Raw genomic sequence first — 25,942 nt, forward strand, 5'->3', positions numbered from 1 at the left:
GCGATAAGTCCTTTTAGTTTTATATGATTATATAAATAGTGTTCTTGCTCGCTTATTGTTTAAGAGAGTTCCACCACCAATTCATATTTAAATTATTTATCTTCATTATTTATGACAAATGTAACATAGATTTTTAAATGAACAAATTATTAAACAAATTTTTATCTTAAACTATACTTAAAATTTGTATAGTTATTATTAGCAAAACCATAGCTATAGGATAAACCGTAGCATAAGCAACCGCTGGTGCATCGGCATCAACCATATTGTCGATTGCTGCTAAACCAGGTGTACTTGTCATACTACCTGTTAAGGTTCCTAATAAGGTTAATAAATTCATTTTTAGAAAATATTTAGCCACAACTGTTGTAATTATCATAGGAATTAATGTGATAATCATCCCATATAAAAACAATTCAATTCCATAGTTTTGGAAAGTTGCTTCTAAACTCGAACCTGCGCTTGTACCAACCGCAGCTAAGAAGAATAACAAACCGAATTGTCGTAAAATTTGATTTGCGGCACCTGTCATAGTCCACATAATAGGTCCTGTTTTTCCAGTTCTACCAAGTATAAGCGCAAGTAATAATATACCTCCCGTTAAACCCAAACTAAAAGAAAAATCTCCAAACGTAATACTTAATTTACCTACTAATATTCCTAAAATAATTCCAAAAGAAATTGGTAAAAAATCGGTATTTGATAATTTTTTATCATCGTTACCAAAAATTCTAGTCACTTTTTGCATATTCTCTGTTGAGCAAATAACCATTATTTTATCACCAAATTGTAATTTAGAAGAAGGACTAGGTGAAATGTTAATCCCAGATCTCCTAATTCTAGTGACTGTTGCGTGGTATTTATTTAATAAATGAAGTTGACCTAATGTTTTTTTGACTACTTCTTTATTGGTTACTAATAAAAATTTCACATCAAAATTAGAACTTAATGGTATAGATTTTTTGGTTTCATGACCAATTAGTAATTTAACACGTTCTAAGGCTTCTTCTGTACCAACTGCTTTTATTAAGTCTCCTTTTCTAAAAATAGTTTCAAGTTCAGGGACAAAAGCTACATTGTTTTGTAAAACTCTAGAAATTACAGCTTTGGTCATAAATCGAATATTTAATTCTTCAAAACTTTTACCTATTACATTTTCATTTTCTATAATAAAATGTTTTTGTAAAATTTCAGGATATTCTGTTGCTATTTCACTTTTATATTGTTTTTCTTCCTCCACTATTTTAACTCCTAATATTTTTGGCAATAAGCTTACAAATAAGATAACTCCAATTACCCCAAATGGATATCCAATTCCATAACCAATAGAAGCTAAAGAAGATCCTGTTACATCAATTGCTACTGCCAAACCAGGAGTACTAGTTAATGAACCACTTAATAACCCAATAACTAAATTTTTATCTACCCCTCCAAAATAATAGATTAAAAAACTAATTATGCCTGCACTTATCACCAATAAACTAGCTAATAATGCAAGTTCACGTCCATTTTTTTTAAAAGATTCAAAAAAACTTGGCCCTGCTTGAATTCCTACTGTAAAAATAAAAAGCACTAAGCCTAAATATTGAAAATCTTTAGGTACAACTATGCCATAATGGCCAAAAAGCAATGCTACAAAAATAACTGCTGAAACATCTAATGATATTCCTTTGATTTTAATTCTACCAATTACAAAACCAATAAAAATAATTAAAAATAAAACAAAGTAACTATTACTAAATAAATTCATTTTAATAAATTTTTAACAAAATTACGGACAAATTCAATGTTATGAATTTAATATTTATAAAAATAACGAAAACGTTTCCTTTTAAAAACATAAAAACCCAAACAAATGTTTGGGTTTTTATTTTATAATTTAAACATCTTTAAACCAATGAACCTAAATAACGTTCTGCATCTAATGCCGCCATACATCCAGTACCAGCAGCAGTAACGGCTTGTCTGTATTCTTTATCTTGAACATCACCAGCCGCAAAAACGCCTGGTAAATTAGTTTTGGTCGATTTACCTTTGGTTTTTAAATAACCTACTTCATCCATATCTAAAACATCTTTAAAAATATCTGTATTTGGTTTATGACCGATGGCAATAAAAACCCCAGTTACATCAATCACTTCTTTTTTACTTGTTTTATTATTTATAGCTCTAACTCCTATAACTACATTATCACCTAAAACCTCATCAATTTCAGTGTTATATTTAACTTCTAAATTAGGAGTGTTTTCAACTCTTTTTTGCATAGCTTTTGAAGCTCTCATATAATCTTTACGAACTAAAATAGTTACTTTTTTACAAATATTAGCCAAATAAGTAGCTTCTTCAGCAGCAGTATCACCGGCTCCAACAACTACAACATCTTGCCCTTTATAAAAGAAGCCATCACAAGTAGCACAAGCAGAAACTCCTCCACCAATTAAACGTTGTTCACTTTCTAATCCTAAATATTTAGCAGTAGCTCCTGTTGTAATAATTACAGTTTCAGCTTCAACAATTTTAGATTCATCAATGGTTACCTTATGAATTCCACCTACTTTATCACTAAAATCTACTTTTGTAACCAATCCAAATCTTACTTCAGTTCCAAAACGCTCAGCCTGATTTTTTAAATCTTCCATCATTGCAGTTCCATCTGTTCCTTTTGGATATCCTGGGAAATTATCAACTTCAGTAGTTGTAGTTAATTGACCTCCCATTTGCATTCCTGTGTACATTATGGGTTTTAAATCTGCTCTTGCAGCATATATTGCTGCTGTATAACCTGCTGGTCCTGAACCTATAATCAAACACTTTATTCTTTCAACTGTATTAGACATATTTTATACTTTTTAATTTTACAAAGAACAAATTTAGAGCAAAATATTATAAATTTACCTCTTTATTTATAATTTTTCATAATGCTATTATAAGTATTTACAATAGACTATAAATCTTAAAGAAATAGCATATTTTTACATAAATTTAAATGATTATATTTTTATAAAATGAGTGAAACACAAAACATCAATTCAGTTGAAAACCTTGAAAATATTTTAAATTCAGAAATAGCAGTCTTACTCTATTTTAATACAACTTCTTGTAATGTTGGAGAATCATTAGAACCAAAAGTTAAAAACTTACTTATTTCTAATTTCCCTAAAATTAATTTTTACACTATTGATTTGAACTTTTCTCCAGAAATAGCTGCAAAATATAGTGCCTTTGTTGAGCCCACTATTTTACTATTTTTTGAAGGAAAAGAAACAATAAGAAAAAGTAGAAATATTGGTATTTATGAACTTCAAAAAGCCATTGAAAGACCTTATCATTTAATTTTTGAATAATTGCTTGTATAATGTATTAATAGTTTTATATTTGCAGTCCGAAATTATTCGGGGTGTAGCGTAGCCCGGTTATCGCGCCACGTTTGGGACGTGGAGGCCGCAGGTTCGAATCCTGCCACCCCGACAATATTTTTCAAAAATCAGTAAATTAATTTTAATTTACCGTCATTAAAAAGCCGATGTAGCTCAGCTGGCTAGAGCAGCTGATTTGTAATCAGCAGGTCGTGGGTTCGAGTCCCTCTATCGGCTCAAAAGCCTCTTCAAATGAAGAGGCTTTTTTATTTTATATTCATTAAAATACAACCATAAAACTCCTTGAAAATTATTACTTATTTATCAATAATTTAAAGTACACTTCAAAAAAGTATATAAATCTGTTTTCTAGTTACATATATTCATTAAATTTGTGTGAAATTTATAACCATTTATATATGCTAATTATTGGAATTGCTGGAGGAACAGGTAGTGGTAAAACTACCGTAGTCAATCAAATTTTACATGAATTACCTGTTGATGAAGTTTGTGTAATCTCACAAGATTCTTACTACAACCAAACAGAAAATTTATCGTATGAAGAACGTACCAAAATAAACTTTGATCATCCCAATGCAATTGATTTTAACTTATTAGTTTCTCATTTAAAAGAACTAAGAGAAGGTAAAATTATTGAACAACCTGTTTATTCTTTTGTTACACACAACAGAACGCAAGATACTTTAATAACACACCCAAGAAAAGTAGTTATTGTTGAAGGTATTCTAATTTTTAACAATAAAAAATTACGTGATTTATTTGATATAAAAATATTTGTACATGCTGATACTGATGAACGATTAATTAGAAGAATAAAACGTGATGTTGAAGAACGAGGTAGAGATGTTACTGAAGTAATAAATCGTTATAAAAACACGTTAAAGCCTATGCATCAGCAATTTATTGAACCAACAAAAAATTACGCAGATATCATAATACCAAACGATCGTTATAACACAGTAGCTGTAGATATTGTTAGAACTGTAATTACCAATAAATTATAATTTATGACTTTTAAACAATTCAAAAATAAACCAATTGTAAAGTTTATTACAAACAAATACGTCATTGTATTTGTGTTTTTTATTATTTGGATGTTTTTTTTTGACGAAAACTCTTTACTAAATCATTTAGAGTTTAATAAAGAAATTAATAAACTTAATTCTAAAAAAGAATACTATCAAAGAGAAATTAAACAAGATAAAGAATTGATAAAAAAGCTAGAAGATAAAGAAGAATTAGAAAAATTTGCTAGAGAACAGTACCATATGAAAAAGGAAAATGAAGAAATTTATTTAATAGAATATGATACATTAGAAAAAAATAGCAATAATTAAAATTATTATGAGCACTTTTATAACCCAAGATTTTGAACCTAGTTCTGCAGCAGCCTGGAAACAAAAAATTCAATTCGATTTAAAAGGCGCTGATTATAACGAAACACTACTTACCAAAACAAACGAAGGAATTACTATCAAACCTTTTTATCATTTAGATAATTTTGAGAAATTAGAAATTCCTATTTCAGAAAATGACTTTAAAATTTGTCAAAAAATTATTATAACTTCTGAAGAAGAATCAAATAAAATAGCAATAGAGGTAATAAATCGTGGTGCAAATGCTTTAAAATTTGTTGCAAAAACCCCCTTTAATTCCTCTATTTTATTTCAAAACCTCTTATTTAAAAATATTGAATTTCATTTTCAGTTTGAGTTTTTATCAGAAGAATTTATCCGAAAACTTCATGAATTTCTTAAAAACGAAATAGTTTTTTTTAATATAGATATCGTTGGAAATTTAGCAAAAACTGGAAACTGGTACGCTTCTTTAAATGAAGATTTCAAAGTTCTAGAAAAACTTATTCAAAATAATAAAACTAAATTTATAATAAGTGTAAATGTAGATTTATATCAAAATGCTGGAGCAAATACAGTTCAACAAGTTGCTTATGCATTAACACACGCTAATGAATATTTAACAAAATTTGGTGGCGAAATAGCAAGTAAAATTCAATTTAATTTTACAATTGGAGGTAATTATTTTTTCGAAATCGCCAAAATTAGAGCGTTTAAATACCTCTATAATTTAATTCTTTCAACATATAATGTCACTGCAAATGCGCAAATATTTACCGAACCTAGTTTACGAAACAAAACTTTGTACGACTATAACGTAAATATGTTGAGAACGACTACCGAAAGTATGAGCGCTATTTTGAGTGGAGCCAATACCATTTCAAACGTTTCTTACGATACTGTTTTTCATAATTCAAATGAATTTGGAGATAGAATAGCCAGAAATCAATTATTAATTTTAAAGGAAGAAAGTTACTTTACAAATGCACAACACATAGCTACTAACTCCTATTATATTGAAGCAATAACAAAACAAATTGCCGAAAAGGCATTAGTTATTTTCAAAGAAATTGAAAAAAGTGGTGGTTTTTTACAACAGTTAAAAGAAGGAACTATTCAACGTAAAATTGTTGAAAATGCAAAAAAAGAACAAATTCAATTTAACAATGGTAATTTAATTTTATTAGGAACAAATAAGTATCCGAATGAGTTAGATAAAATGAAACATACTATTGAAGTGCATCCTTTTGTAGAACGAAACCCTAAGAAAACGCTTATAATTCCAATTATACCAAAGCGATTATCCGAAGAATTAGAACAAAAAAGATTGAAAAATGAAGCGTAAAGATTTTTCACAACTTACTATAGAAAGTTCTAATAAGAAGGATTCTTATTGTGAACATGAAAATTATATTGCTGGAATTGCTCCAAATTTAAGAGGTCCTTATTCAACAATGTATGTTCGCCGTCCTTGGACAATTCGTCAATATGCAGGTTTTTCAACTGCTGAAGAAAGTAATGCATTTTACCGAAAAAATTTGGCTGCAGGTCAAAAAGGGCTCTCAGTTGCTTTTGATTTAGCAACACATCGTGGTTACGATTCTGATCACGAACGCGTACAGGGCGATGTGGGTAAAGCAGGTGTTGCAATAGATTCTGTGGAAGATATGAAAGTGCTATTCGATCAAATTCCGCTAGATAAAATGTCGGTTTCTATGACAATGAATGGTGCTGTTTTGCCAATTTTAGCATTTTATATTGTTGCAGCAATGGAACAAGGTGTTGAAAAAAAATTATTAGCAGGAACCATTCAAAACGATATATTAAAAGAGTTTATGGTGCGTAATACTTACATTTATCCACCAACACCATCCATGAAAATTATTGCTGATATTTTTGCATACGCAAGTAAAAACATGCCCAAATTTAACTCCATTTCCATTTCGGGCTATCACATGCAAGAAGCTGGTGCCACACCAGAAATTGAATTAGCTTACACCTTAGCCGACGGCTTAGAATACATAAAAATCGGTATAGCAAGTGGAATGGATATAGATTCTTTTGCACCTAGATTATCATTTTTCTGGGCTATTGGAATGGATCATTTTAGCGAAATTGCAAAATTACGTGCTGCCCGTATGCTTTGGGCTAAAATTATAAAAAAATTCAACCCTAAAAATAAAAAATCATTAGCATTACGTACCCATTGTCAAACCAGCGGTTGGAGTTTAACGGAGCAAGATCCTTTTAATAACGTTGCTAGAACAACCATTGAAGCCATGGCTGCGGCTTTGGGAGGAACGCAAAGTTTACATACCAATGCGTTAGATGAAGCCATTGCTTTACCAACAGATTTTTCAGCAAGAATAGCTAGAAATACACAAATTTATATTCAAGAAGAAACTAACATTACAAAAACTGTTGATCCATGGGCTGGTTCTACTTTTGTTGAAAACAGCACAGAAGAAATGGCTAACAAAGCTTGGAAATTATTACAAGAAGTTGATGAACTTGGTGGAATGACAAAAGCTATTGAACTTGGAATCCCAAAAATGCGTATTGAAGAAGCTGCCGCAAAAAAGCAAGCAAAAATTGATAGCAATCAAGATACTATTGTTGGTGTAAACAACTATCAATTAGAACAAGAAGATCCGCTACAAATTTTAGAAGTTGATAACGAAGCTGTTAGAAAGTCTCAAATTAAACGTTTAAATGAATTAAAAACAACTAGAAATACTTCTGAAGTTAACATTGCATTACAAAATTTAACCAATTGTGCGAAATCAGGTAATGGAAATTTATTAGATTTGGCAGTAGAAGCTGCTAAAAAAAGAGCAACTTTAGGCGAAATTTCGGATGCATTAGAAGTAATTTTCGGAAGATATAAAGCAACTATTAAATCTATTTCAGGGGTGTATAGTAAAGAAATTAAAAACGATAAAGAATTTAAAAAAGCCAAAAATTTAGCAAATGAATTTGCTGAATTAGAAGGAAGACGCCCAAGAATTATGATTGCGAAATTGGGCCAAGACGGCCACGATCGTGGTGCTAAAGTAGTATCAACTGGCTATGCCGATTTAGGTTTTGATGTTGATATTGGACCTTTATTTCAAACACCAAAAGAAGCGGTTAAACAAGCTGTAGAAAATGATGTTCATGTTTTAGGAATTTCATCTTTAGCTGCAGGTCATAAAACATTGATTCCTCAAGTAATTTCGGAACTAAAAAAATATAATCGTGAAGATATTATGGTAATTGCTGGAGGTGTAATTCCTGCTCAGGATTATCAATTTTTATTTGATGTGGGCGTTGTAGGTGTATATGGTCCTGGAACAAAAATTTCTAAAGCAGCCATTGAAATTTTAGCTATTTTAATTGATAGTGTAGCTGAATAACAATATAATATACATAAAATGAAGAATATTCTAAGTTCAATTTTAATTATTGCAATAGCATTTACAAGTTTTTCGCAAAACTCAAATGAATTATATGTAGGAGATAAAATCTCAGATTTCTCAGCTTCTGCTGATAATAGTACTATTTGGAATTCTAACGAGGTTAAAACTAATTTTTTAGTAGTTTATTTTTACCCAGCTGCAATGACTGGTGGTTGTACCAAACAAGCTTGTGCTTATAGAGATGATAAAGCCTCATTTGATAAAATGGGTGTTACCGTAATTGGTATTAGTGGTGATGAAGTAGAGAACTTAAAGCATTTTAAAGAATCCTATCAATTAAATTTCCCTTTATTATCAGACGTAAAAGGTACAATTGCAAAATTATTTGGTGTTCCAACTAAAGATGGTGGATCAATTACAAGAGAATTTAATGGTGAAAGTTTTTTACTGAAAAGAGGTGTAACAGCTTCAAGGTGGACTTTTGTTTTAGATAAAAACCAAACAATTATTTATAAAAACTCCGAAGTAAATGCTTCTGAAGATAGCAAAAATATACAAGAAATAATTAAAAATTTCACAGCGAATTAATCTTGTAATGCAAAAACTTTACGCAATAAATCTGTAGTACGACTGCTAAATTTAGTCCTAATGTTGTTTTCCTCTACTTCAACCATCGTATAAACACCTTTTAATGCTTCACCTGTAACATAATCTGTTAAATCTGGGTTTACATCCTTTGTAAATGGCAAGTTGTTGTATTTTGTAATTAAATCAGTCCAAATTTTATCAGCTCCTACTTTCTTGAATGAATTATTTATAATTGGATTAAATTTTTGGTACAAAGCATCAGAAGTTTCAATTTGTAAATATTGAGTTGCTGCATTTTTATCTCCTAATAAAATATTTTTAGCATCGGCAAAAGTCATTCCTTTAATGGCATCAACAAAGATTGGAATAGCCTCATTCACAGCATCTTCAGCAGCTCTATTTAGTACTTTCAAACCTTCATCGGCTAATTTAGATAATCCAATTTTCCGTAATGTATTATCAACTTTCTGTAATTCTTCAGGAAGTAAAATACGCACTAATTCATTTTTAAAAAAACCATCTTTAATAGCCAACGTACCAACTTGATTCGTAATTCCATTATTTAAAGCTTCTTTTAAACCTCTAGCAATTTGATCATTTGTAATTCCACCATTTGGTAATTGATTTATTACTTGTTGTAATTCTGCACAACCTGAAAGCTGAAATACAGCAATCAATAAAAGCATTTTCTTTAACATGATAATAGATTTGATTTTGGCGAATATAATTAAATTTACTTTTTAAAACTGTCTGTTTTCATATCATATCCGTACGGACAATGTTTACAACCACTTTTACAACAATATCCTCTTTTTAAATGATATTGCTCAGTAAAAACACGATAGCCTTTTTCATTTGTATAATAATCTCCTTTTTCCAAAGGAATTGGTTTTTTAAAATCCATAGGACAAAAATAAAAAACGCCCTGAAATTTCAGAGCGTTTTTAAAACTATTATTATTTATTGAATTTCAGGAGGGTATTCTGCCATAATCTCGGCAACAAATTCTTTAATTCTTTCTTCTTTTTTGGTAATATTACCAGAAGTATTTAATGCTCCACTTCCAATACCTTGCCAAGCTAATTCTTTTTTATTTGCATCAATTAAATCTACAAAAAGTGTGCCTTCTGTATATTTTGAAATGTGCATTCCAAAATTTGGCCCGTAATACCAAGGGTGCCAACCGTAATAGGTATTATTGTTATAAATATCTACTTTTTGACGGGATTTAGTAAAAATATTCACTAAAACATCTGGATTTTTAGATTTTGTAAACCCTTTGGCCAATAATTCGTATTCTACTGCTTTTAAAATTCTTTTTTTATCCAAATCAGAAATGTCAACTTTATCAATTCCTTTTTTATAAAAAGCAAAGGTTTTATAATTGGAAAAATCCGTTTTAGTATCATAATCTGTTGTAACTCTCACTGAACTACAAGATGCTACTAATAAAAGTAAGGTTATCAATAATAATTTTAAGGCTTTCATCTTTTGATAATTTTAAATATTAAAACAATTCTGATAATAATGAACCATCAATCAAATTTGGATACGTAACTTTTAATGTTAATCATCTTTTATAACAAAAAATACACCTTTGTTATAATTCAATTTCCTTCTTGAAATTTCATTATTTTCATTTCCTAAAAAGCATCTATGTCAAACACTTTTCATCCTCTATATTACTATCAAGAACTATACCAAAATAACTACTATGAATAGAAACCCAAGTTACATTTCGAAAAACTCTATCAATTTAAAATTGAGGAAAATTGTAAATCTGTAATCATTCTTTGTTTAATTTAATTAGAAATGATTAATAAAACCATATTATCTTTTAAAAACTAAAAAAATTAGTAATCATATATACACTATTTTTAAAATATACTTAGCTTTTTATTACTATTTTTGTTATATAATTCTTTTTAATAAAATAGCATTAATTATTTATTAATTTTAATTGTAATAAGCTACATATTTGATAAAATCACATATCGTAAAACTTATTAATTTTAGTTAAATTGCAAACTATAGAATTTAATTACACTTATGGAGAAAATAGCACCTTACAAACCAAAAAATAAAATTCGAATTGTCACAGCAGCATCTCTTTTTGATGGTCATGATGCAGCCATAAATATAATGCGAAGAATTATTCAATCAACTGGTGTTGAAGTTATTCATTTAGGCCATGACAGAAGTGTTGAAGAGGTTGTTAATTGTGCAATTCAGGAAGATGCAAATGCAATAGCATTAACATCCTACCAAGGTGGTCATAATGAATATTTTAAATATATGTATGACCTGCTAAAAGAAAAAGGGGCGCCTCAAATTAAAATATTTGGTGGTGGTGGTGGTGTAATTCTTCCTGAAGAGATTAAAGATTTAATAAGTTATGGTATAACTCGTATTTATTCTCCTGATGATGGGCGAAAAATGGGGTTACAAGGGATGATTAATGATATGATTGAGCAATCCGATTTTCCTACTGGTGAAATTATTGATTTTAAAATTGCTGATTTAACTAAAAGAAATCCTGCTCAATTAGCCAGGGTAATTTCAGCTGCAGAAAATTTCTCCCAAAAACACATCCAATTTATTTCAGAAATTAGAAATCAATCAAAAAAATCTGACATTCCAGTTTTAGGAATTACAGGAACTGGTGGTTCTGGTAAATCTTCAACTGTTGATGAATTGGTTAGACGCTATTTAATTGATTTTCCAAAAAAAACTATTGCTATAGTATCTGTCGATCCTTCTAAGCGAAAAACTGGCGGTGCTTTATTAGGAGATAGAATTAGAATGAATGCCATAAAAAACGAGCGTGTTTATATGCGTTCATTAGCCACAAGACAATCAAATTTAGCATTATCAAAACACGTAAGTGACGCTATTGACGTTTTAAAAGTTGCAGGTTTTGATTTGGTGATTTTAGAAACTTCGGGTATTGGACAAAGTGATACGGAGATTTTAGATCATTCTGATGTCTCTCTATATGTTATGACTCCAGAATATGGAGCCGCAACACAATTAGAAAAAATTGATATGATTGATTTTGCTGATGTTATTTCGCTTAATAAATTTGACAAACACGGTGCTTTGGATGCTTTAAGAGATATTAAAAAACAATATCAGCGTAATCATAATTTATGGGAAAGTAATGTTGAATCTATGCCAGTGTACGGAACTATTGCTTCCCAATTTAATGATCCAGGTACGAATGAATTATATGCTGTTTTAATTCAGAAATTAAACGAAAAAACAACAGCTAATTTCAAAAATAATTTTAAAGTTATAGATAAAACTAGCAAAAAGCAATTTATTATCCCTCCCAATAGAACACGTTATTTATCAGAAATAACAGAAAATAACAGAGCTTATAGCAAGGCTAGTTTCCAACAAAAAGAAGTTGCTCAAAAATTATTTGGAATTTATAAAACTATTGAAGCCATTACAAATGTCAAACTGAGCCTGTCGAAGTTCGGGTTAGAAGAAGAAAGTCTTCGACAAGCTCAGACTGACAAAAATAAAGACTTTTTAAAATTATTGGTTTCAGAATTTTCACGTGTTAAAATGGATTTAAATCCATACAACTGGCAACTAATTTTAAATTGGGAAGCTAAAAAACAATCGTACAAAAATGAAGTATATTCCTTTAAAGTTAGGGGAAAAGAAATCCATATTAAAACACATAGCGAATCTCTTTCTCACCTCCAAATACCTAAAATATCCTTACCAAAATATGAAGCTTGGGGAGATATTTTATTTTGGAGTTTAGAAGAAAACGTACCAGGTGAATTCCCTTATACTTCTGGGCTTTTCCCTTTTAAAAGAACTGGTGAAGACCCAACAAGAATGTTTGCTGGTGAAGGTGGACCAGAACGTACAAACAGACGTTTTCATTATGTAAGCTTAGGAATGCCCGCAAAACGATTATCAACAGCTTTTGATTCGGTTACTTTATATGGAAATGATCCACATATTAGACCCGATATTTATGGGAAAATAGGTAATGCAGGAGTTTCTATTTGCTGTTTAGATGATGCTAAAAAATTGTATTCAGGATTTGAATTAACAAATGCTCTAACTTCGGTTTCAATGACAATTAATGGTCCGGCTCCAATGATGTTAGGCTTTTTTATGAATGCAGCCATTGACCAAGAATGTGAAAAACACATTATTAAAAATGATTTAGAAAATGAAATTGAAGAAAAAATAATTTCAATTTATAAGAAAAAAGGTGTTATTAGGCCAAAATATCAAGGGAAATTACCTGAAGGAAATAACGGTTTAGGATTACTGCTTTTAGGGGTAACTGGTGATGAAGTTTTACCAAATAACATCTACCAAAAAATAAAAATTGAAACTATTGCTAAAGTACGTGGAACTGTACAAGCTGATATTTTAAAAGAAGATCAGGCTCAAAATACCTGCATTTTTTCTACTGAATTTGCATTGCGTTTAATGGGTGATGTTCAGGAATATTTCATAACAAATAATGTGAGAAACTTTTACTCTGTTTCTATTTCAGGATACCATATTGCTGAAGCTGGTGCTAATCCAATTTCTCAATTGGCATTTACTTTGGCAAATGGATTCACGTATGTAGAGTACTATTTATCACGAGGAATGGACATTAATAAATTTGGCCCAAACTTATCGTTCTTTTTCTCAAATGGTGTGGATCCTGAATATGCCGTAATTGGAAGAGTTGCTCGTAAAATTTGGGCAAAAGCGTTAAAAAATAAATATGGTGCAAACCCGAGAGCACAAATGTTAAAGTATCATATTCAAACTTCAGGAAGAAGTTTACATGCGCAAGAAATTGACTTTAACGATATTAGAACAACACTTCAGGCTTTGTATGCAATTTACGATAATTGCAATAGTTTACACACCAATGCGTATGATGAAGCTATTACCACTCCCACTGAAGAAAGTGTACGCAGAGCTATGGCAATTCAATTAATTATTAATAAAGAATTAGGGTTAACTAAAAACGAAAATCCAATTCAAGGCTCATTTATTATAGAAGAATTAACCGATTTGGTAGAAGAAGCAATTTATGTAGAATTTGATAGAATTACAGAACGTGGCGGTGTTTTAGGTGCTATGGAAACAATGTACCAACGCAGTAAAATACAAGAAGAAAGCTTGTATTATGAAACTCTAAAACACAACGGTGATTTTCCTATTATTGGTGTAAATACATTTTTAAGTAGCAAAGGATCACCTACTATTTTACCTCAGGAAGTTATTAGGGCAACTGAAGATGAAAAACAATATCAAATTACTGTTATTGAAAATTTAAATAAAGGAAATACTGATAAAGTTCAACATCAAATTGAGTTATTGAAACAAAAATCTATCAACAACGAAAATATTTTTGAACAATTAATGGAAGCCTGTAAAGTTTGTTCCATTGGTCAAATTACGGAAGCTTTATTTGAGGTTGGTGGTCAATACAGACGAAATATGTAATTTCTTTTTATTTATTAGCCTTTTGCTTATTTGTAAATACAAAAAAAGTAATAAGTTAAATGAAATTAGAAGTGTAAAAGCTTATAGAGTTACAATAAAGAATTTACGTAAATTTTATGAATTTTACGAAGGTGTTTTAATTCATTTATTAGCAATTGAACAAAGTCTTTTCCTTGAATTTTAGTACTTTCTAACTTCATACAGTCTTGATAAATTCTTTCAATAAAAAATCGAAGTGATTTGGCCAATTTCAGCTTTAAACTTTTACTATTTTGAGTTTCTACTTCAACTATTTTTGGAACAAGCCTATATGCATTCATAACTAAATTATCCGCATAGTTATCTGATTTATTTCCTGAACGATACATTAAAATCATATCCTTATCATCAGTAACATAAGATGCTACAGACCTTGATAATTTAAAAATATCTAAAGATTTTTTATAGATAACTAACTGACTTATATTTTGTTCTGAAGAATTAAACATTAACAATAAAGTATTTAAACAAATTTACTTCGTAATACCATAATTTATATTTATTAATTAAAGTAATAGTGTTAAATTCATTAATAATTTAATATTTTTACATAACAAATCTTTAAAAAATGAAAATTGATACCGTAAATTGGAAAATTTTAAGTTGTTTACAACAAAACGCTAGACAATCTAATACCGATATTGCGAAACAAGTAGGTATTACTTCACCCGCAGTTGCTGAACGAATTCGTAAACTAGAAGATGCAGGAATTATTGAAGGGTATCATGCGAAGGTTTCCCATTTTGAAACTGGTCATCAACTAAAAGCAATTATAACTTTAAGAGCTTTTATGGGCAGACTGAAACCTTTTATTGAAAAAGTAACTTTTTTTGATGAAGTTGTTAATTGTTATAGAATTACAGGGAACGAAAATATAGTTATGGAAGTTGTTTTAAACAATCAAAAACATTTAGAACAATTTATAGATCAAGTAATTACTTATGGTGAAACTAGAACTCATATTGTTTTATCAAATGTAATAGAAAATAACCCAATGGTAAAAAGAATAGATTTATAACTATTTTATAATTTATAAACTAACTCACAATATTAAAAATTACAAAACCATATATCGCAAAACGAACAAACCGTAAAGTACCAAATAATAAAACACCTTTAAGAGGATATTTTATCATTCCCCCAGCCAAACAAGTAATTGAAAACGGAATTGGAAGTAAAGCTCCAACCGCAATTAAAAACCCACCCCATTTTGTTGTATTTTTTAAATGTTTAACCATTTTATTTTCAAAATAATCTTTAACACTTCTAATTTTTAAAATTGCTTTTCCAATAAAATAGGATATAATCCCTCCTAAATAGGATAAGGATGCTAATAAAACTAAATTTAATATTGGATCGGCTGTTTTTTTAGACCAAGCGATAAAAATTTCTGGAGGAATTAAACCCAACAATGTTTCAGATAAAAAAAATATTAATAAAATAGCAAATCTTGAAAATGAAGCCGTTACTATTTCTAAGCCATCATTAATATTGTAAATATAATTATTAAATATCCATAATACAGCTACCAAAAAAAGTATAGGAGGTACTGCCTTTTTAGTGCTATCAATTAAAAATTTATAAAAGCCTGTGTAAGCATAATATTGATGAAGTAGTTGTATTTTAGATTTTTTTCTCCCCTTTACTTTGCTCATTCGTTATTTATAATTATTCTAAATTAATTATTATAATGAGCAAAATAGGTTTTATTTAAATTTAAAAAGTCATTTATGTTACACAAATAGTATTTTTTTAGAAAAGATTAACACTTAATCGCAAATTTCATTAAAAAACTTGTTGATTTAGCTTTCTCTATCTAATATTGTTAAAGCTAATCTTATTTTAAAATACTCCAATTCTGAATTTAAATGTTCAAAATAAGGCTTTAAAGTCGTTGGATTTTCTAATTCTTCTTTAGCCGTTCTTACTTTTTCAACTTCTTCTTTTGTTACAAAACTATAAATATCTATTTCTTTTCCGTCGGTGTACAATTTTGCTAAATGTGAAAATATAGTAGTAGGTTTTAAGTGCCTTTTTTCTGAAATTTCATCAATTGTTAATCCTTCTTTATACAATTGATAAGTAACTTTATGTGTATCATTTTTTTTACGTTTTTCAACTTTTATATTTGAAAATGATACAATTTCAGCAATAAAATCTTCACCATAAACTTCTAATTTTCGTTGCCCCACACCACTTATCTCTAAAAAATCTGATTCACACATTGGCCTAGCTCTTTCCATTTCTTTCAATGTAGCATCATTAAACACCAAATAAGCTGGTATATTTTCAGCCAAAGCAATTTCCTGGCGTAATTTTCTTAAACGTTCAAATAAGGTGTCTTTTTTAACCTTTTTTAACTTGGTTTCTTTGCTCTTTATTTGTGGCTCTTTAAATTCAATTGGCTGTGTTAAATTCACCGTTTCTTTTTCAAATAATACTTTTTTCGAAAAACTTGTTAATTGTAAGGCATTATGTTTATGAAACGCTATTTCACAATACCCTTGATTTGTAAGTTGAATAATATATTGTTGCCAATCTCTCCAGGAAATATCTTTACCAATACCATGAGATTTAAGTTTATCATAGCCTTTATCAATAACAGTAGTATTATGCGCACCTCTTAATACGTCAATTACAGTTCCAATAGCTTCTGTTTCTTTTAAGCGAGTAATTACTGAAAGTGCTTTTTGAGCTATAATTGTTCCATTAAAAAACTGAGGCGGATTCTTACAAACATCACAATTTTCACAATTTTCAGCCAACAATTCTCCAAAGTAACTCAATAATATTTTTCTTCGGCAAGTTGTTGCTTCCGAAAATTGTTTCATCCGCTCTAGCTTTGCAATTTGTACATCTTCATTACTCGCACCGCTTGCAAATTTTCGAAGTTGAATTACATCAGAATAACTATGAAATAATAACGCATTTGATTTTAAACCATCTCTACCAGAACGCCCAATTTCCTGATAATAGCCTTCTATGTTTTTTGGCATATTGTAATGAATTACCCATCGAACGTTGGATTTATCTATTCCCATACCAAATGCAATTGTCGCACAAATTACTTGTGTTTTATCATAAATAAAATTTTCTTGTGTCTTAGTTCTTTCATCAAATCCTAAACCAGCGTGATAAGCTGCAACTTTAATTCCGTTTTGTTTCAATTTTGAAGCTAGTTGCTCGGTAGATTTTCTACTTAAACAATAAATTATTCCTGATTCATTTGGCTTATCATTAATAAATTTTATTATTTGTGATACTCTATCATTTGCTGGACGAACTTCTAATTCAATATTTTTCCTATCGAATGATGCTAAAAATTGTGTTGCTTTTGGAATGTTTAACTGCAGAAGAATATCTTTTCGGGTAGCTTTATCTGCAGTTGCGGTTAACGCAATTATTGGTGTGTTTGGTAATGATTTTTTTAAAAACCCTAACTGTTGGTATGATGGTCTAAAATCGTGTCCCCAAGATGAAATACAATGCGCTTCATCAATTGCAATACAACTTACATGTGTTTCATTTAAAATATTTTCGAGTAAGGATAAACTTTCTGGAGCAACATATAAAAGTTTTATTTCTTTCTGTATTACTTTTTCAAAAATAGCTTGTTGATCTTTGCTTTCCTGGCTACTATTATAAAATGCAGCTGAAATTCCATTGGCATTTAATCCGTCTACTTGATCTTTCATTAAAGCAATTAGTGGAGAAATTACCAATGTTACACCTTCAAAAAGTAACGCTGGTAATTGAAAACAAATGGACTTACCACCGCCAGTTGGCATAATTACTAAATTATCATTTTTAGAAAGTACCGATTCAATTATTTGTTGTTGTTGTTCGCGAAAACTATCGTAGCCAAAGTATTTTTTTAAAGTTGGGACTAATTTTTTATGGGTTTCTTTTAATAGCATGCAATTATTGTTTTTACAAAAATAAAAAACCGTTCCACAATTAGAACGGTTTTAACATTGTATTTTTAAAATTAATTGTATATCCGTAAACTAACACAACGTTCGTCACTCTGAACTTGTTTCGGGGTCTGAATCAATAAAATACTGATTTTCATATGATAATAAGATGCTGAAACAAGTTCAGCATGACGTTGTTCTTTATTGTGACTAATTCCTGACAATTAGAAGAAACTAAAATATCATTACCCGTTATCCATTATGATAAAATTTCGTCAATTCGAGTGGATTTTAGCCTTTTTAGGCTTAAAATTAGTATCGAGAATAGGTTTTTTATTTAAAAATAATCGTTCTCGATACAATTTTTTATCAAAAATTACTCGAACTGACGTAATAGTATGTTTAAAGAATCAGAATGCACAACGGGTATATCATTTATTTTTTATAAGCATCTTCGTGAACAAAAGCTACTGCTCTTCCAGAAGGGTCGTTCATGTTTTTAAATGCTTCATCCCATTCTAACGCAATTTTAGTGCTACAAGCTACCGAGGCTTCTTGAGGTACACTCCAAGCAGCCGTATCCGAAGGAAAATGTTCTGTAAATATGGAACGATAATAATATTCTTCTTTACTTGTTGGCGTTTGAATTGGAAATTTAAATTTAGCATTTGCTAATTGTTCGTCTATTACTTCTTTATCTACAACTTCTTTCAAGGTATCAATCCAACTATAACCAACTCCATCAGAAAATTGCTCTTTTTGTCTCCACGTAACACTTTCAGGTAAATAACTTTCAAAAGCCTTACGCACTACCCATTTTTCCATACGTTCCCCGTTAATCATTTTATCTTGTGGGTTTATACGCATAGCAACATCTATAAATTCTTTATCTAAAAATGGTACACGACCTTCAATTCCCCAAGCAGCTAAACTTTTGTTCGCTCGTAAACAATCGTACATATGTAATTTACTTAATTTACGTACCGTTTCTTCGTGAAATTCTTTTTTGTTTGGTGCTTTATGAAAATACAAATATCCTCCAAATAACTCATCAGCACCCTCACCAGAAAGTACCATTTTTACACCCATAGATTTTATCACTCTTGCCATTAAATACATTGGTGTTGAAGCACGAATTGTTGTAATATCGTATGTTTCAAGGTTATAAATAACATCGCGAATAGCATCTAAGCCTTCTTGAATGGTGAATTTAATTTCGTGATGCACCGTACCAATATGGTCTGCAACTAATTGTGCGGCAGCCAAATCTGGAGAACCGTCTAATCCAACAGAAAATGAATGCAATTGTGGCCACCAAGCATCTTGTGTATCACCAGATTCTATTCTTTTCTCTGCGTATTTTTTTGCAATTGCTGAAGTTACCGAAGAATCTAAGCCGCCTGAAAGTAATACTCCATAAGGCACATCAGACATTAATTGCCTGTGAACTGCGGCTTCTAAAGCATCATGAATTTCATCAATGCTAGTTTGGTTTTCTTTTACAGCATCATATTCCATCCAGTCTCTACTATACCATTTTATTAATTTACCATCTTTACTATGCAAAAAATGCCCTGGAGGAAATAACTCAATTCTAGTACAAACACCTTCCAATGCTTTTAATTCTGAAGCTACATAAAAAGTTCCGTTTTCATCCCAACCCATATATAAAGGAATAATTCCCATATGATCTCGAGCAATAAAGTACTCATCATTTTCAACATCATATAAAGCAAAACCGAAAATCCCATTCATTTCATCAATAAAACTAGTACCTTTTTCTTTGTATAAAGCTAAAATTACTTCACAATCAGATTCAGTTTGAAAATTATAAGTTCCTTCAAATTGTTTCCGTAGTTCTCTATGATTGTATATTTCACCATTTGCCGCCAACACTAATTTCCCGTCTTCACTAAATAATGGCTGTTTTCCTGAAGCAGGATCAACTATTGCCAAACGTTCATGAGCTAAAATTGCTTTTTCATTGGCATAAATTCCACTCCAATCCGGACCACGATGACGTATTTTTTTAGACATCATTAATAATTGAGGTCTTAATCCTTCACTTTTTTCTTTTAAATCAAATGCACAAACAATTCCACACATGTTTTTCTATTTTTGTTGTTAATTATACTGCAAATGTGGGTTAATTGTTTATTTTTAGAAACACATATAAACTTATTAATTACAGTTTAAAACTATTATAGATATAATAACTTTATTATGTAAGTATCTTTTAAAAATTAAATGTTTTTAATTGTTTTCTGAAATTTAGAAGAGCGTTATAAATTATAACCAACTGAAATCATAACAATTCTTGGCAAAATAAATGTTTTAGCATCAGAAACAATATACGATGAAAAACTATTTTGTTGCTTAAATTTTATATCAAATAAATTTTGAGCATCTAATTTAAAACTCCAAGCGCTATCATCATTTTTATAAGATAGCGTTGTATTTGGTGCTTTTGGAGCACACGATTTAAAGAAAATCTTAAATAATGAACAATTAAAAAGTTTTGAAACTGGTGTAAAATATCAAATGTATCATGCGATAGTTTTATTATTTGTCGGATTTAACTTTAACTTAGAAACGGCTTCAGAAAAATATATGGTGTACAGTTTTATAATTGGTATGCTGTTATTTTCATTCAGTATTTATGGTTTGGTAATTTCTTCAGCAAAAAACAAAAAATTAACATTTTTAGGGCCAATTACACCAATTGGTGGTTTATTTTTGATTATAGGTTGGGTACTTTTAGTTGTTTCTGTTTTAAATATGACTTTCTAAATTTCATTTTTTGTAGATTTACCAACAACCAAAGCAAACTTCAAATGAAAAACTTCACTTTTAGAGTTTTTGTTGTTGCACTAAGTTTCATAAATTTTAGCTGTAATAATTCTAATTCAACTGTAGAACAAAGAGAAAATTACGCACAAGAAAATTACAATAAAATGGAAACTAATATTACTATGCGTGACGGTGTAAATTTATTTACTACCATTTATTCTCCAAAAAACAAAAGTGAAACCTATCCTATTTTATTACAACGAACTCCTTATAGTGTTAGGCCTTATGGCGAAAATAAATTTAGGGAAAACATAGGTCCAAACAACTATTTAATGAAAGAAGGGTATATTATAGTGTACCAAGATGTTCGTGGACGTTGGATGAGTGAAGGAACTTACGATAATATGCGCGCATACATTCCAAACAAAAAAGATAGTACAGATATTGATGAAAGTTCCGATACGTATGACACTATTGATTGGTTAGTGAAAAATGTAGAAAATAATAATGGGAATGTGGGTACTTGGGGAATTTCTTATCCCGGATTTTATAGTACGTATTCTACTATTGATGCTCACCCAGCTTTAAAAGCTGCTTCACCACAAGCGTGTATTGGCGATTTCTTTTTTGATGATTTTCACCATAACGGTGCTTATTTGTTAAGCTATTTTAGAATAACGCCTCTTTTTGGAACTCCTAAAAATACACCAACGGATACTGCTTGGTATAAAATGGATGCCGTTAAAGCAAAAGACCAATATCAATTCTTTTTAGATGCTGGCCCTTTAAGTAACTTAAATAAATATTATCAAAATGAAAAATTAGATAATCCTAATGTTCAATTAAATGATAAGACTAATGATTTCTTTTGGGAAGAATTAAAAGAACATCCGAATTACGATAAAGTTTGGCAAAGTAAAGGACTTATTCAGCATTTAAAAAATATAAAACCGCACGTAGCAACGATGGTTGTTGGAGGTGAATTTGATGCTGAAGATTTGTATGGCGCTTTAGAAACTTATAAAACTATTGAAAAATACAATCCGAATAACTACAATACATTGGTATTTGGACCTTGGAGTCACGGTCAATGGGCTAGAACTAATGTAAAAAATAGTGTAGGAAATTATTATTTTGGAGATTCAATTTCATTAAAATTTCAAGAACAAATTGAAACTAAATTTTTTAATCATTTTTTAAAAGGAAAAGGTGATAAAAATTCTGGATTACCAGAAGCTTATGTGTACGATTCCGGAAAAAAAGAATGGAAAACTTATGATACTTGGCCACCAAAAAATCGTAAAAAACAACAGTTCTATTTATCTAACAATCAAAAGTTAACAACTTCAAAAGAGAAAGAAATCGGAATAAAATTTATTAGCAATATTAAAAAACCTGTTCCATATTCAGAAGATATTAAAATGGTTTATACACCACGAAAATATATGACAGACGATCAACGATTTGCAGCAAGAAGAAATGATGTTTTAGTGTATGAAACTGATATTTTAAATGAAGATATAGCTTTGGTAGGAGATATTTTGGCTAAACTACAAGTTGCAACTACAGGAACTGATGCCGATTGGATTGTTAAAGTAATTGATGTTTTCCCTGCAGATGCGAAAGAGCAAGAAGGAATGCAAGGTCATTTAAAAATGAGTAATTATCATTTAATGGTTCGTAGTGAAGTGATGCGAGGTAAATTTAGAAATAGCTTTACCAATCCTGAACCTTTTATTCCTAATAAAAAAACTGCGGTTAATTTTACGTTACAAGATGTAAATCATACGTTTAAAAAAGGACATAAATTGCAAATACAGGTGCAGAGTACCTGGTTCCCTTTAATAGATTTGAACCCACAAACTTTTGTGCCTAATATTTTTAAAGCAAAAAAAGAAGATTTTAAGACGCAAACACATACTATTTTTACTTCTTCAAAAATTGAATTTTCTGTATTAAATTAAAAAAATTGTACCGAATATTGAAATTTAAAAAATCAGTATTGTTATTATTGAAAATAGTAGTAAGTAAATTATTACAACTGTTTTCCAAAAAGAATGCGCTTTTTTAAGTCCCATAAAGTAAAAGGAAATTCCTAAAAATTTCACTAAAGTTAACCCTATAATTATAGCGATGATGTATTTATAATGCTGAAAATTATTACCTACCAATGCTGATGAAATTGTTAGTATCACCAACAAAATCCAAATTTTTACTAACAATGATTTTTCCATAATTAAAAGATTAAATAAATTATAGGAAATAATAATAACCAAATTAAATCGCACATATGCCAAAATGCTGCACTTGCTTCCACATCTTCTATTTTAGCATTGTTCTTGTTTTTGTTTAAATCGTGCTGCATAAACAACAAAATTACCAATCCAACTAACAAATGAATTACATGAAATAAGGTTAATAGCCAATAAAAAGTGAAAAATGTATTGTACCCAATGGTTAAACCAACTTCAATTTTTTCATAATATTCAAACCCTTTTAAAACTAAAAACAGTACACCTCCTAACATGGTTAATTTTAAAAATAAGGAAGATTTTTTTAGATTATTTTCCTTAAAATACTGAACAGAAAGTGCCATGAAAAATCCGCTAGTAATTAAAGCTATTGTATTTATAGTACCAATAGTTGTATTTAAATGCAATCGAGATGCATGAAACATTTCTGGTTCTTGTTTACCATAAACCATCATTGCAACTAAGGCAGCTCCAAAGGTTATGAGTTCTAAAAATATAAGAATCCATAGTAAAATTCCTCCTGGAGGATAGTAAATACTTTTATGATTTATTTGTTGAGTATTCATTTACATCATTTTAAGTTTAATCCCAGTCTAACAATCGTTTTTGACCTTCTAATTTTTGAATATCAGTAACATCTTGCGACATTTCAATTACACCTTTATAATTTTTCTGATTATCACGTATTGCAAAATAGCGAATATGAATGACTCTTCCTTTAAAATTAAACCAAAACTCGGCAACATCTTTGGTGCCAGCTTTAAATTCTGCTACAATTCGCAATACCATATCCACACTTTTTGGCGGATGGCAAAAACGTACTTCACGACCAATAATTCCTTTACTACGAGAAAAAACTCGATTATCACCTCTATTGTAAAATATTACCTTATCATTTTCATCTACATAGGTAATATCAACCGGTAAAAATCGTAATAATAAATTTACTTGTTCCGGAGTCATATAACCTTCATCATAATGAAACGTGTTATCTAAAGAAAACGATAAGTCTCTTTTTGTAAAATCTTCACTTGGATGAATATATTCTTCTTTTATTATTGGAGGATATGGTACTGGTTTTTCATCTAACATCCAGCCAATTTCTTCATCTCCTATATAAAATTCTTTCCATTCTTCTTCAGAAAGTAACTCCATAGCATTTGGGAATAAACGAGTATTTTCTATACTCAATAACCGTTTAATACCTTCGATTAAATACGGAAGATTTTCAATTATTTTTGAAGTATTCTTTTCTTCATTATAGGTGTTTAATAACCGTATTTGATCTCGTAAATTATCATGAAAAGACCACATTCCTTGGCTTGGACCTTCCCAACCATGTTTTTCTAAATAAGGAAATAACTGATTTTCTTTACGTACAAATCGCTTTTCAATGGTGGTTAATTGATTGAATATATTATAATATTTTTGAAAATCATCTACAGGATTTACTTTATCTAATTCAACTAATAATTCTTGAATTAAGTCATTTTCTTTATAATATACTTTTACAGGGTGCCCTTCTGGTAATTGTACCACCGTTGGTAAAAATGAATTCATTTTTTTGGTTTTTTGGTTTGATATTTAAATTTAAATTAGCTCTACTATTTCTAGCTTTCTATAACTCTGGGAAATAGAATATGTTTTTCAAAATGAAAGTAGCTATGTAATTTTTGTTCAAATTCTTGTAAATTTATGTATAGTGATTTATATGTATTACAAGCATCTTTAGGAGGTGAATAATTAGTTGTTAATTTGGCTATATTTTTAAATATATCTCTTATTTGCTTATGAACATTTTCTATATTTAGAATAGTCTTAGTTAATGGTTCTAATTTAATTGGTTCTCTATTATTTTGCTCTATATGCTTTTTTATAATAGGAAAAAGTCTCTTTTCTTCAATTACTATTTGTTCATTTAATTCCGGCACCACCTTGTTGAACAAATTATTTATTTCCACAACTTCTTTATGACTAGACCAATGGACTTCGGCAACCTTAAAAGCCAATTGCAATATCAATGGAATTTTTTCACTAAAATAATTATGATGTACATTTTGAGTATAATCCATCAAAGAAACCACATCCATTTGATTAAAATTAGTATCATTATTAATGATGTTGGTAACTGTTTCAATCTCTGCTTTTAGTTCTTCAAATACAATCCCTTTCTCTTTGCAAGCTTTTTCAAGTGTAACATTCCCTCCGCAACAAAAATCGATATTATATTTACTAAAAACGTGGTCAGCACCCATATTTTCAGTCACTACTTCGGCAACACTTTTTTCTTTAGTAATATTCATTATGATATTTTATGTTAATTTAAAGTGCAAAGATAACAATAAAAGACTTTTTTATCTTTTATTGTTTTGTTAAATTTTACTAAACCAAAAAAAAATATCAAATACTATTTTTTAAGATTGATATTTTATTTTTTCATAGAGCAGCACCAATGATTTCAGCAGTTCTACAGGTGTTGTTAAAATTTGATAGTGATTTTGCCCAAACATTTGAGGCAAGTAATATTTAGCTTGTGCTTCAATTGCTAAAGCATACGAATTTATTTGGCGTTCATTTAGCTCACGTAATGCTTGTTTTACATCGTTAACTCCGTATTTTCCTTCGTATCTGTCATAATCGTTTGGTTTTCCATCCGAAATTAAAATAACCCATTTATTTTTAGTATCACGCTTGTCTAGCATTGCTCCGGAATGGCGTAAAGCTGCACCAATTCTTGTATAACCATTT

Annotated in this window: 24 protein-coding genes and 2 tRNA genes; 12 read left to right on the top strand and 14 right to left on the bottom strand. The window is 29.7% G+C overall.

Going from position 1 to position 25,942, the window contains the following annotated elements:
• Positions 1 to 166 precede the first annotated feature (166 nt).
• Both QM495_RS06660 and trxB read right to left on the bottom strand, forming a co-directional pair.
• Positions 167 to 1,750 carry an aspartate:alanine exchanger family transporter gene (locus QM495_RS06660; protein WP_408671332.1) on the bottom strand — a complete coding sequence of 528 codons (1,584 nt, stop codon included), beginning with the start codon at positions 1,748 to 1,750 and terminating at the stop codon, positions 167 to 169.
• A gap of 139 nt (positions 1,751 to 1,889) precedes the next feature.
• Positions 1,890 to 2,837 (bottom strand): thioredoxin-disulfide reductase, encoded by a 948-nt coding sequence (gene trxB / locus QM495_RS06665; protein ID WP_408671333.1) that lies wholly within the window; start codon positions 2,835 to 2,837, stop codon positions 1,890 to 1,892.
• 168 nt (positions 2,838 to 3,005) lie between these two features.
• On the opposite strand from trxB, the gene QM495_RS06670 reads away from it, so the two are divergent.
• The 8 genes from QM495_RS06670 to QM495_RS06705 all read left to right on the top strand — a co-directional run bounded on the left by QM495_RS06670 (position 3,006) and on the right by QM495_RS06705 (position 8,718).
• On the top strand, positions 3,006 to 3,344 hold the full coding sequence (locus QM495_RS06670) for a thioredoxin family protein (protein ID WP_408671334.1): 339 nt from the start codon (positions 3,006 to 3,008) through the stop codon (positions 3,342 to 3,344).
• Between the two features lie 49 nt (positions 3,345 to 3,393).
• Positions 3,394 to 3,468 (top strand) — tRNA-Pro (locus QM495_RS06675).
• A gap of 51 nt (positions 3,469 to 3,519) precedes the next feature.
• Positions 3,520 to 3,593 (top strand) — tRNA-Thr (locus QM495_RS06680).
• A gap of 182 nt (positions 3,594 to 3,775) precedes the next feature.
• Complete coding sequence (gene udk / locus QM495_RS06685; RefSeq protein WP_408671335.1) at positions 3,776 to 4,381, top strand: uridine kinase; 606 nt, start codon at positions 3,776 to 3,778, stop codon at positions 4,379 to 4,381.
• Positions 4,382 to 4,384: 3 nt separating this feature from the next.
• Positions 4,385 to 4,714: an FtsB family cell division protein gene (locus QM495_RS06690; RefSeq protein WP_408671336.1), complete on the top strand. Its 330-nt coding sequence runs from the start codon at positions 4,385 to 4,387 to the stop codon at positions 4,712 to 4,714.
• A 7-nt stretch (positions 4,715 to 4,721) separates the two neighbouring features.
• On the top strand, positions 4,722 to 6,077 hold the full coding sequence (locus QM495_RS06695; RefSeq protein WP_408671337.1) for a methylmalonyl-CoA mutase subunit beta: 1,356 nt from the start codon (positions 4,722 to 4,724) through the stop codon (positions 6,075 to 6,077).
• Positions 6,067 to 8,127, top strand: coding sequence for a methylmalonyl-CoA mutase (gene scpA / locus QM495_RS06700; protein ID WP_408671338.1), 2,061 nt, complete (start codon positions 6,067 to 6,069; stop codon positions 8,125 to 8,127). The genes QM495_RS06695 and scpA overlap by 11 nt, the downstream gene beginning before the upstream one ends.
• 18 nt (positions 8,128 to 8,145) lie before the next feature.
• Positions 8,146 to 8,718 carry a peroxiredoxin gene (locus QM495_RS06705; RefSeq protein ID WP_408671339.1) on the top strand — a complete coding sequence of 191 codons (573 nt, stop codon included), beginning with the start codon at positions 8,146 to 8,148 and terminating at the stop codon, positions 8,716 to 8,718.
• Here the strand turns inward: QM495_RS06705 and QM495_RS06710 are convergent.
• From QM495_RS06710 to QM495_RS06720, 3 genes are read right to left on the bottom strand one after another with little or no spacing between them, the layout of a single operon-like run.
• Positions 8,715 to 9,416: a DUF4197 domain-containing protein gene (locus QM495_RS06710; protein ID WP_408671340.1), complete on the bottom strand. Its 702-nt coding sequence runs from the start codon at positions 9,414 to 9,416 to the stop codon at positions 8,715 to 8,717. The genes QM495_RS06705 and QM495_RS06710 overlap by 4 nt on opposite strands.
• Positions 9,417 to 9,451: 35 nt before the next feature.
• Complete coding sequence (locus QM495_RS06715) at positions 9,452 to 9,622, bottom strand: DUF5522 domain-containing protein (protein WP_408671341.1); 171 nt, start codon at positions 9,620 to 9,622, stop codon at positions 9,452 to 9,454.
• 56 nt (positions 9,623 to 9,678) lie between these two features.
• Positions 9,679 to 10,206, bottom strand: coding sequence for a DUF4136 domain-containing protein (locus tag QM495_RS06720; protein WP_408671342.1), 528 nt, complete (start codon positions 10,204 to 10,206; stop codon positions 9,679 to 9,681).
• A gap of 561 nt (positions 10,207 to 10,767) precedes the next feature.
• Between QM495_RS06720 and QM495_RS06725 the strand changes: the two genes are divergently transcribed.
• Positions 10,768 to 14,199 (top strand): methylmalonyl-CoA mutase family protein, encoded by a 3,432-nt coding sequence (locus tag QM495_RS06725; RefSeq protein WP_408671343.1) that lies wholly within the window; start codon positions 10,768 to 10,770, stop codon positions 14,197 to 14,199.
• An 89-nt stretch (positions 14,200 to 14,288) separates the two neighbouring features.
• Here QM495_RS06725 and QM495_RS06730 read toward each other — a convergent pair whose 3' ends face one another.
• On the bottom strand, positions 14,289 to 14,687 hold the full coding sequence (locus QM495_RS06730) for a hypothetical protein (RefSeq protein WP_408671344.1): 399 nt from the start codon (positions 14,685 to 14,687) through the stop codon (positions 14,289 to 14,291).
• 119 nt (positions 14,688 to 14,806) lie between these two features.
• Between QM495_RS06730 and QM495_RS06735 the strand changes: the two genes are divergently transcribed.
• A complete protein-coding gene (locus tag QM495_RS06735) occupies positions 14,807 to 15,256 on the top strand; it encodes an Lrp/AsnC family transcriptional regulator (protein ID WP_408671345.1) in 450 nt (149 codons plus the stop codon).
• A 19-nt stretch (positions 15,257 to 15,275) separates the two neighbouring features.
• On the opposite strand, the gene QM495_RS06740 is transcribed toward QM495_RS06735, so the two are convergent.
• From QM495_RS06740 to asnB, 3 genes are all read right to left on the bottom strand, one after another.
• Positions 15,276 to 15,893, bottom strand: a complete 618-nt coding sequence (locus QM495_RS06740; protein WP_408671346.1) for a YqaA family protein — start codon at positions 15,891 to 15,893, stop codon at positions 15,276 to 15,278.
• A 147-nt stretch (positions 15,894 to 16,040) separates the two neighbouring features.
• Positions 16,041 to 18,155, bottom strand: coding sequence for a DNA helicase RecQ (recQ, locus tag QM495_RS06745; protein WP_408671347.1), 2,115 nt, complete (start codon positions 18,153 to 18,155; stop codon positions 16,041 to 16,043).
• A 432-nt stretch (positions 18,156 to 18,587) separates the two neighbouring features.
• Positions 18,588 to 20,258 carry an asparagine synthase B gene (asnB, locus tag QM495_RS06750; RefSeq protein WP_408671348.1) on the bottom strand — a complete coding sequence of 557 codons (1,671 nt, stop codon included), beginning with the start codon at positions 20,256 to 20,258 and terminating at the stop codon, positions 18,588 to 18,590.
• A 384-nt stretch (positions 20,259 to 20,642) separates the two neighbouring features.
• On the opposite strand from asnB, the gene QM495_RS06755 reads away from it, so the two are divergent.
• Together QM495_RS06755 and QM495_RS06760 are read left to right on the top strand one after the other, a co-directional pair.
• Positions 20,643 to 20,942: a DUF423 domain-containing protein gene (locus QM495_RS06755; RefSeq protein WP_408671355.1), complete on the top strand. Its 300-nt coding sequence runs from the start codon at positions 20,643 to 20,645 to the stop codon at positions 20,940 to 20,942.
• A gap of 44 nt (positions 20,943 to 20,986) precedes the next feature.
• Complete coding sequence (locus tag QM495_RS06760) at positions 20,987 to 22,906, top strand: CocE/NonD family hydrolase (RefSeq protein WP_408671349.1); 1,920 nt, start codon at positions 20,987 to 20,989, stop codon at positions 22,904 to 22,906.
• Between the two features lie 24 nt (positions 22,907 to 22,930).
• Here the strand turns inward: QM495_RS06760 and QM495_RS06765 are convergent, their stop codons facing one another.
• The 5 genes from QM495_RS06765 to QM495_RS06785 form a co-directional block, all read right to left on the bottom strand.
• Positions 22,931 to 23,176, bottom strand: coding sequence for a cytochrome C oxidase subunit IV family protein (locus QM495_RS06765; RefSeq protein ID WP_408671350.1), 246 nt, complete (start codon positions 23,174 to 23,176; stop codon positions 22,931 to 22,933).
• Positions 23,177 to 23,178: 2 nt separating this feature from the next.
• Entirely contained in the window at positions 23,179 to 23,760 is a 582-nt protein-coding gene (locus QM495_RS06770) for a cytochrome c oxidase subunit 3 (RefSeq protein WP_408671351.1), read from the bottom strand.
• 16 nt (positions 23,761 to 23,776) lie between these two features.
• Positions 23,777 to 24,754: a DUF438 domain-containing protein gene (locus QM495_RS06775; protein ID WP_408671352.1), complete on the bottom strand. Its 978-nt coding sequence runs from the start codon at positions 24,752 to 24,754 to the stop codon at positions 23,777 to 23,779.
• 50 nt (positions 24,755 to 24,804) lie between these two features.
• Positions 24,805 to 25,497: a DUF542 domain-containing protein gene (locus QM495_RS06780; RefSeq protein WP_408671353.1), complete on the bottom strand. Its 693-nt coding sequence runs from the start codon at positions 25,495 to 25,497 to the stop codon at positions 24,805 to 24,807.
• 111 nt (positions 25,498 to 25,608) lie between these two features.
• Positions 25,609 to 25,942 (bottom strand): VWA domain-containing protein (locus tag QM495_RS06785; protein ID WP_408671354.1); only part of this gene is annotated, 334 nt, incomplete at its 5' end.

Source organism: Lutibacter sp. (assembly GCF_046055765.1).
In the GTDB taxonomy this organism is placed as follows: domain Bacteria; phylum Bacteroidota; class Bacteroidia; order Flavobacteriales; family Flavobacteriaceae; genus Lutibacter.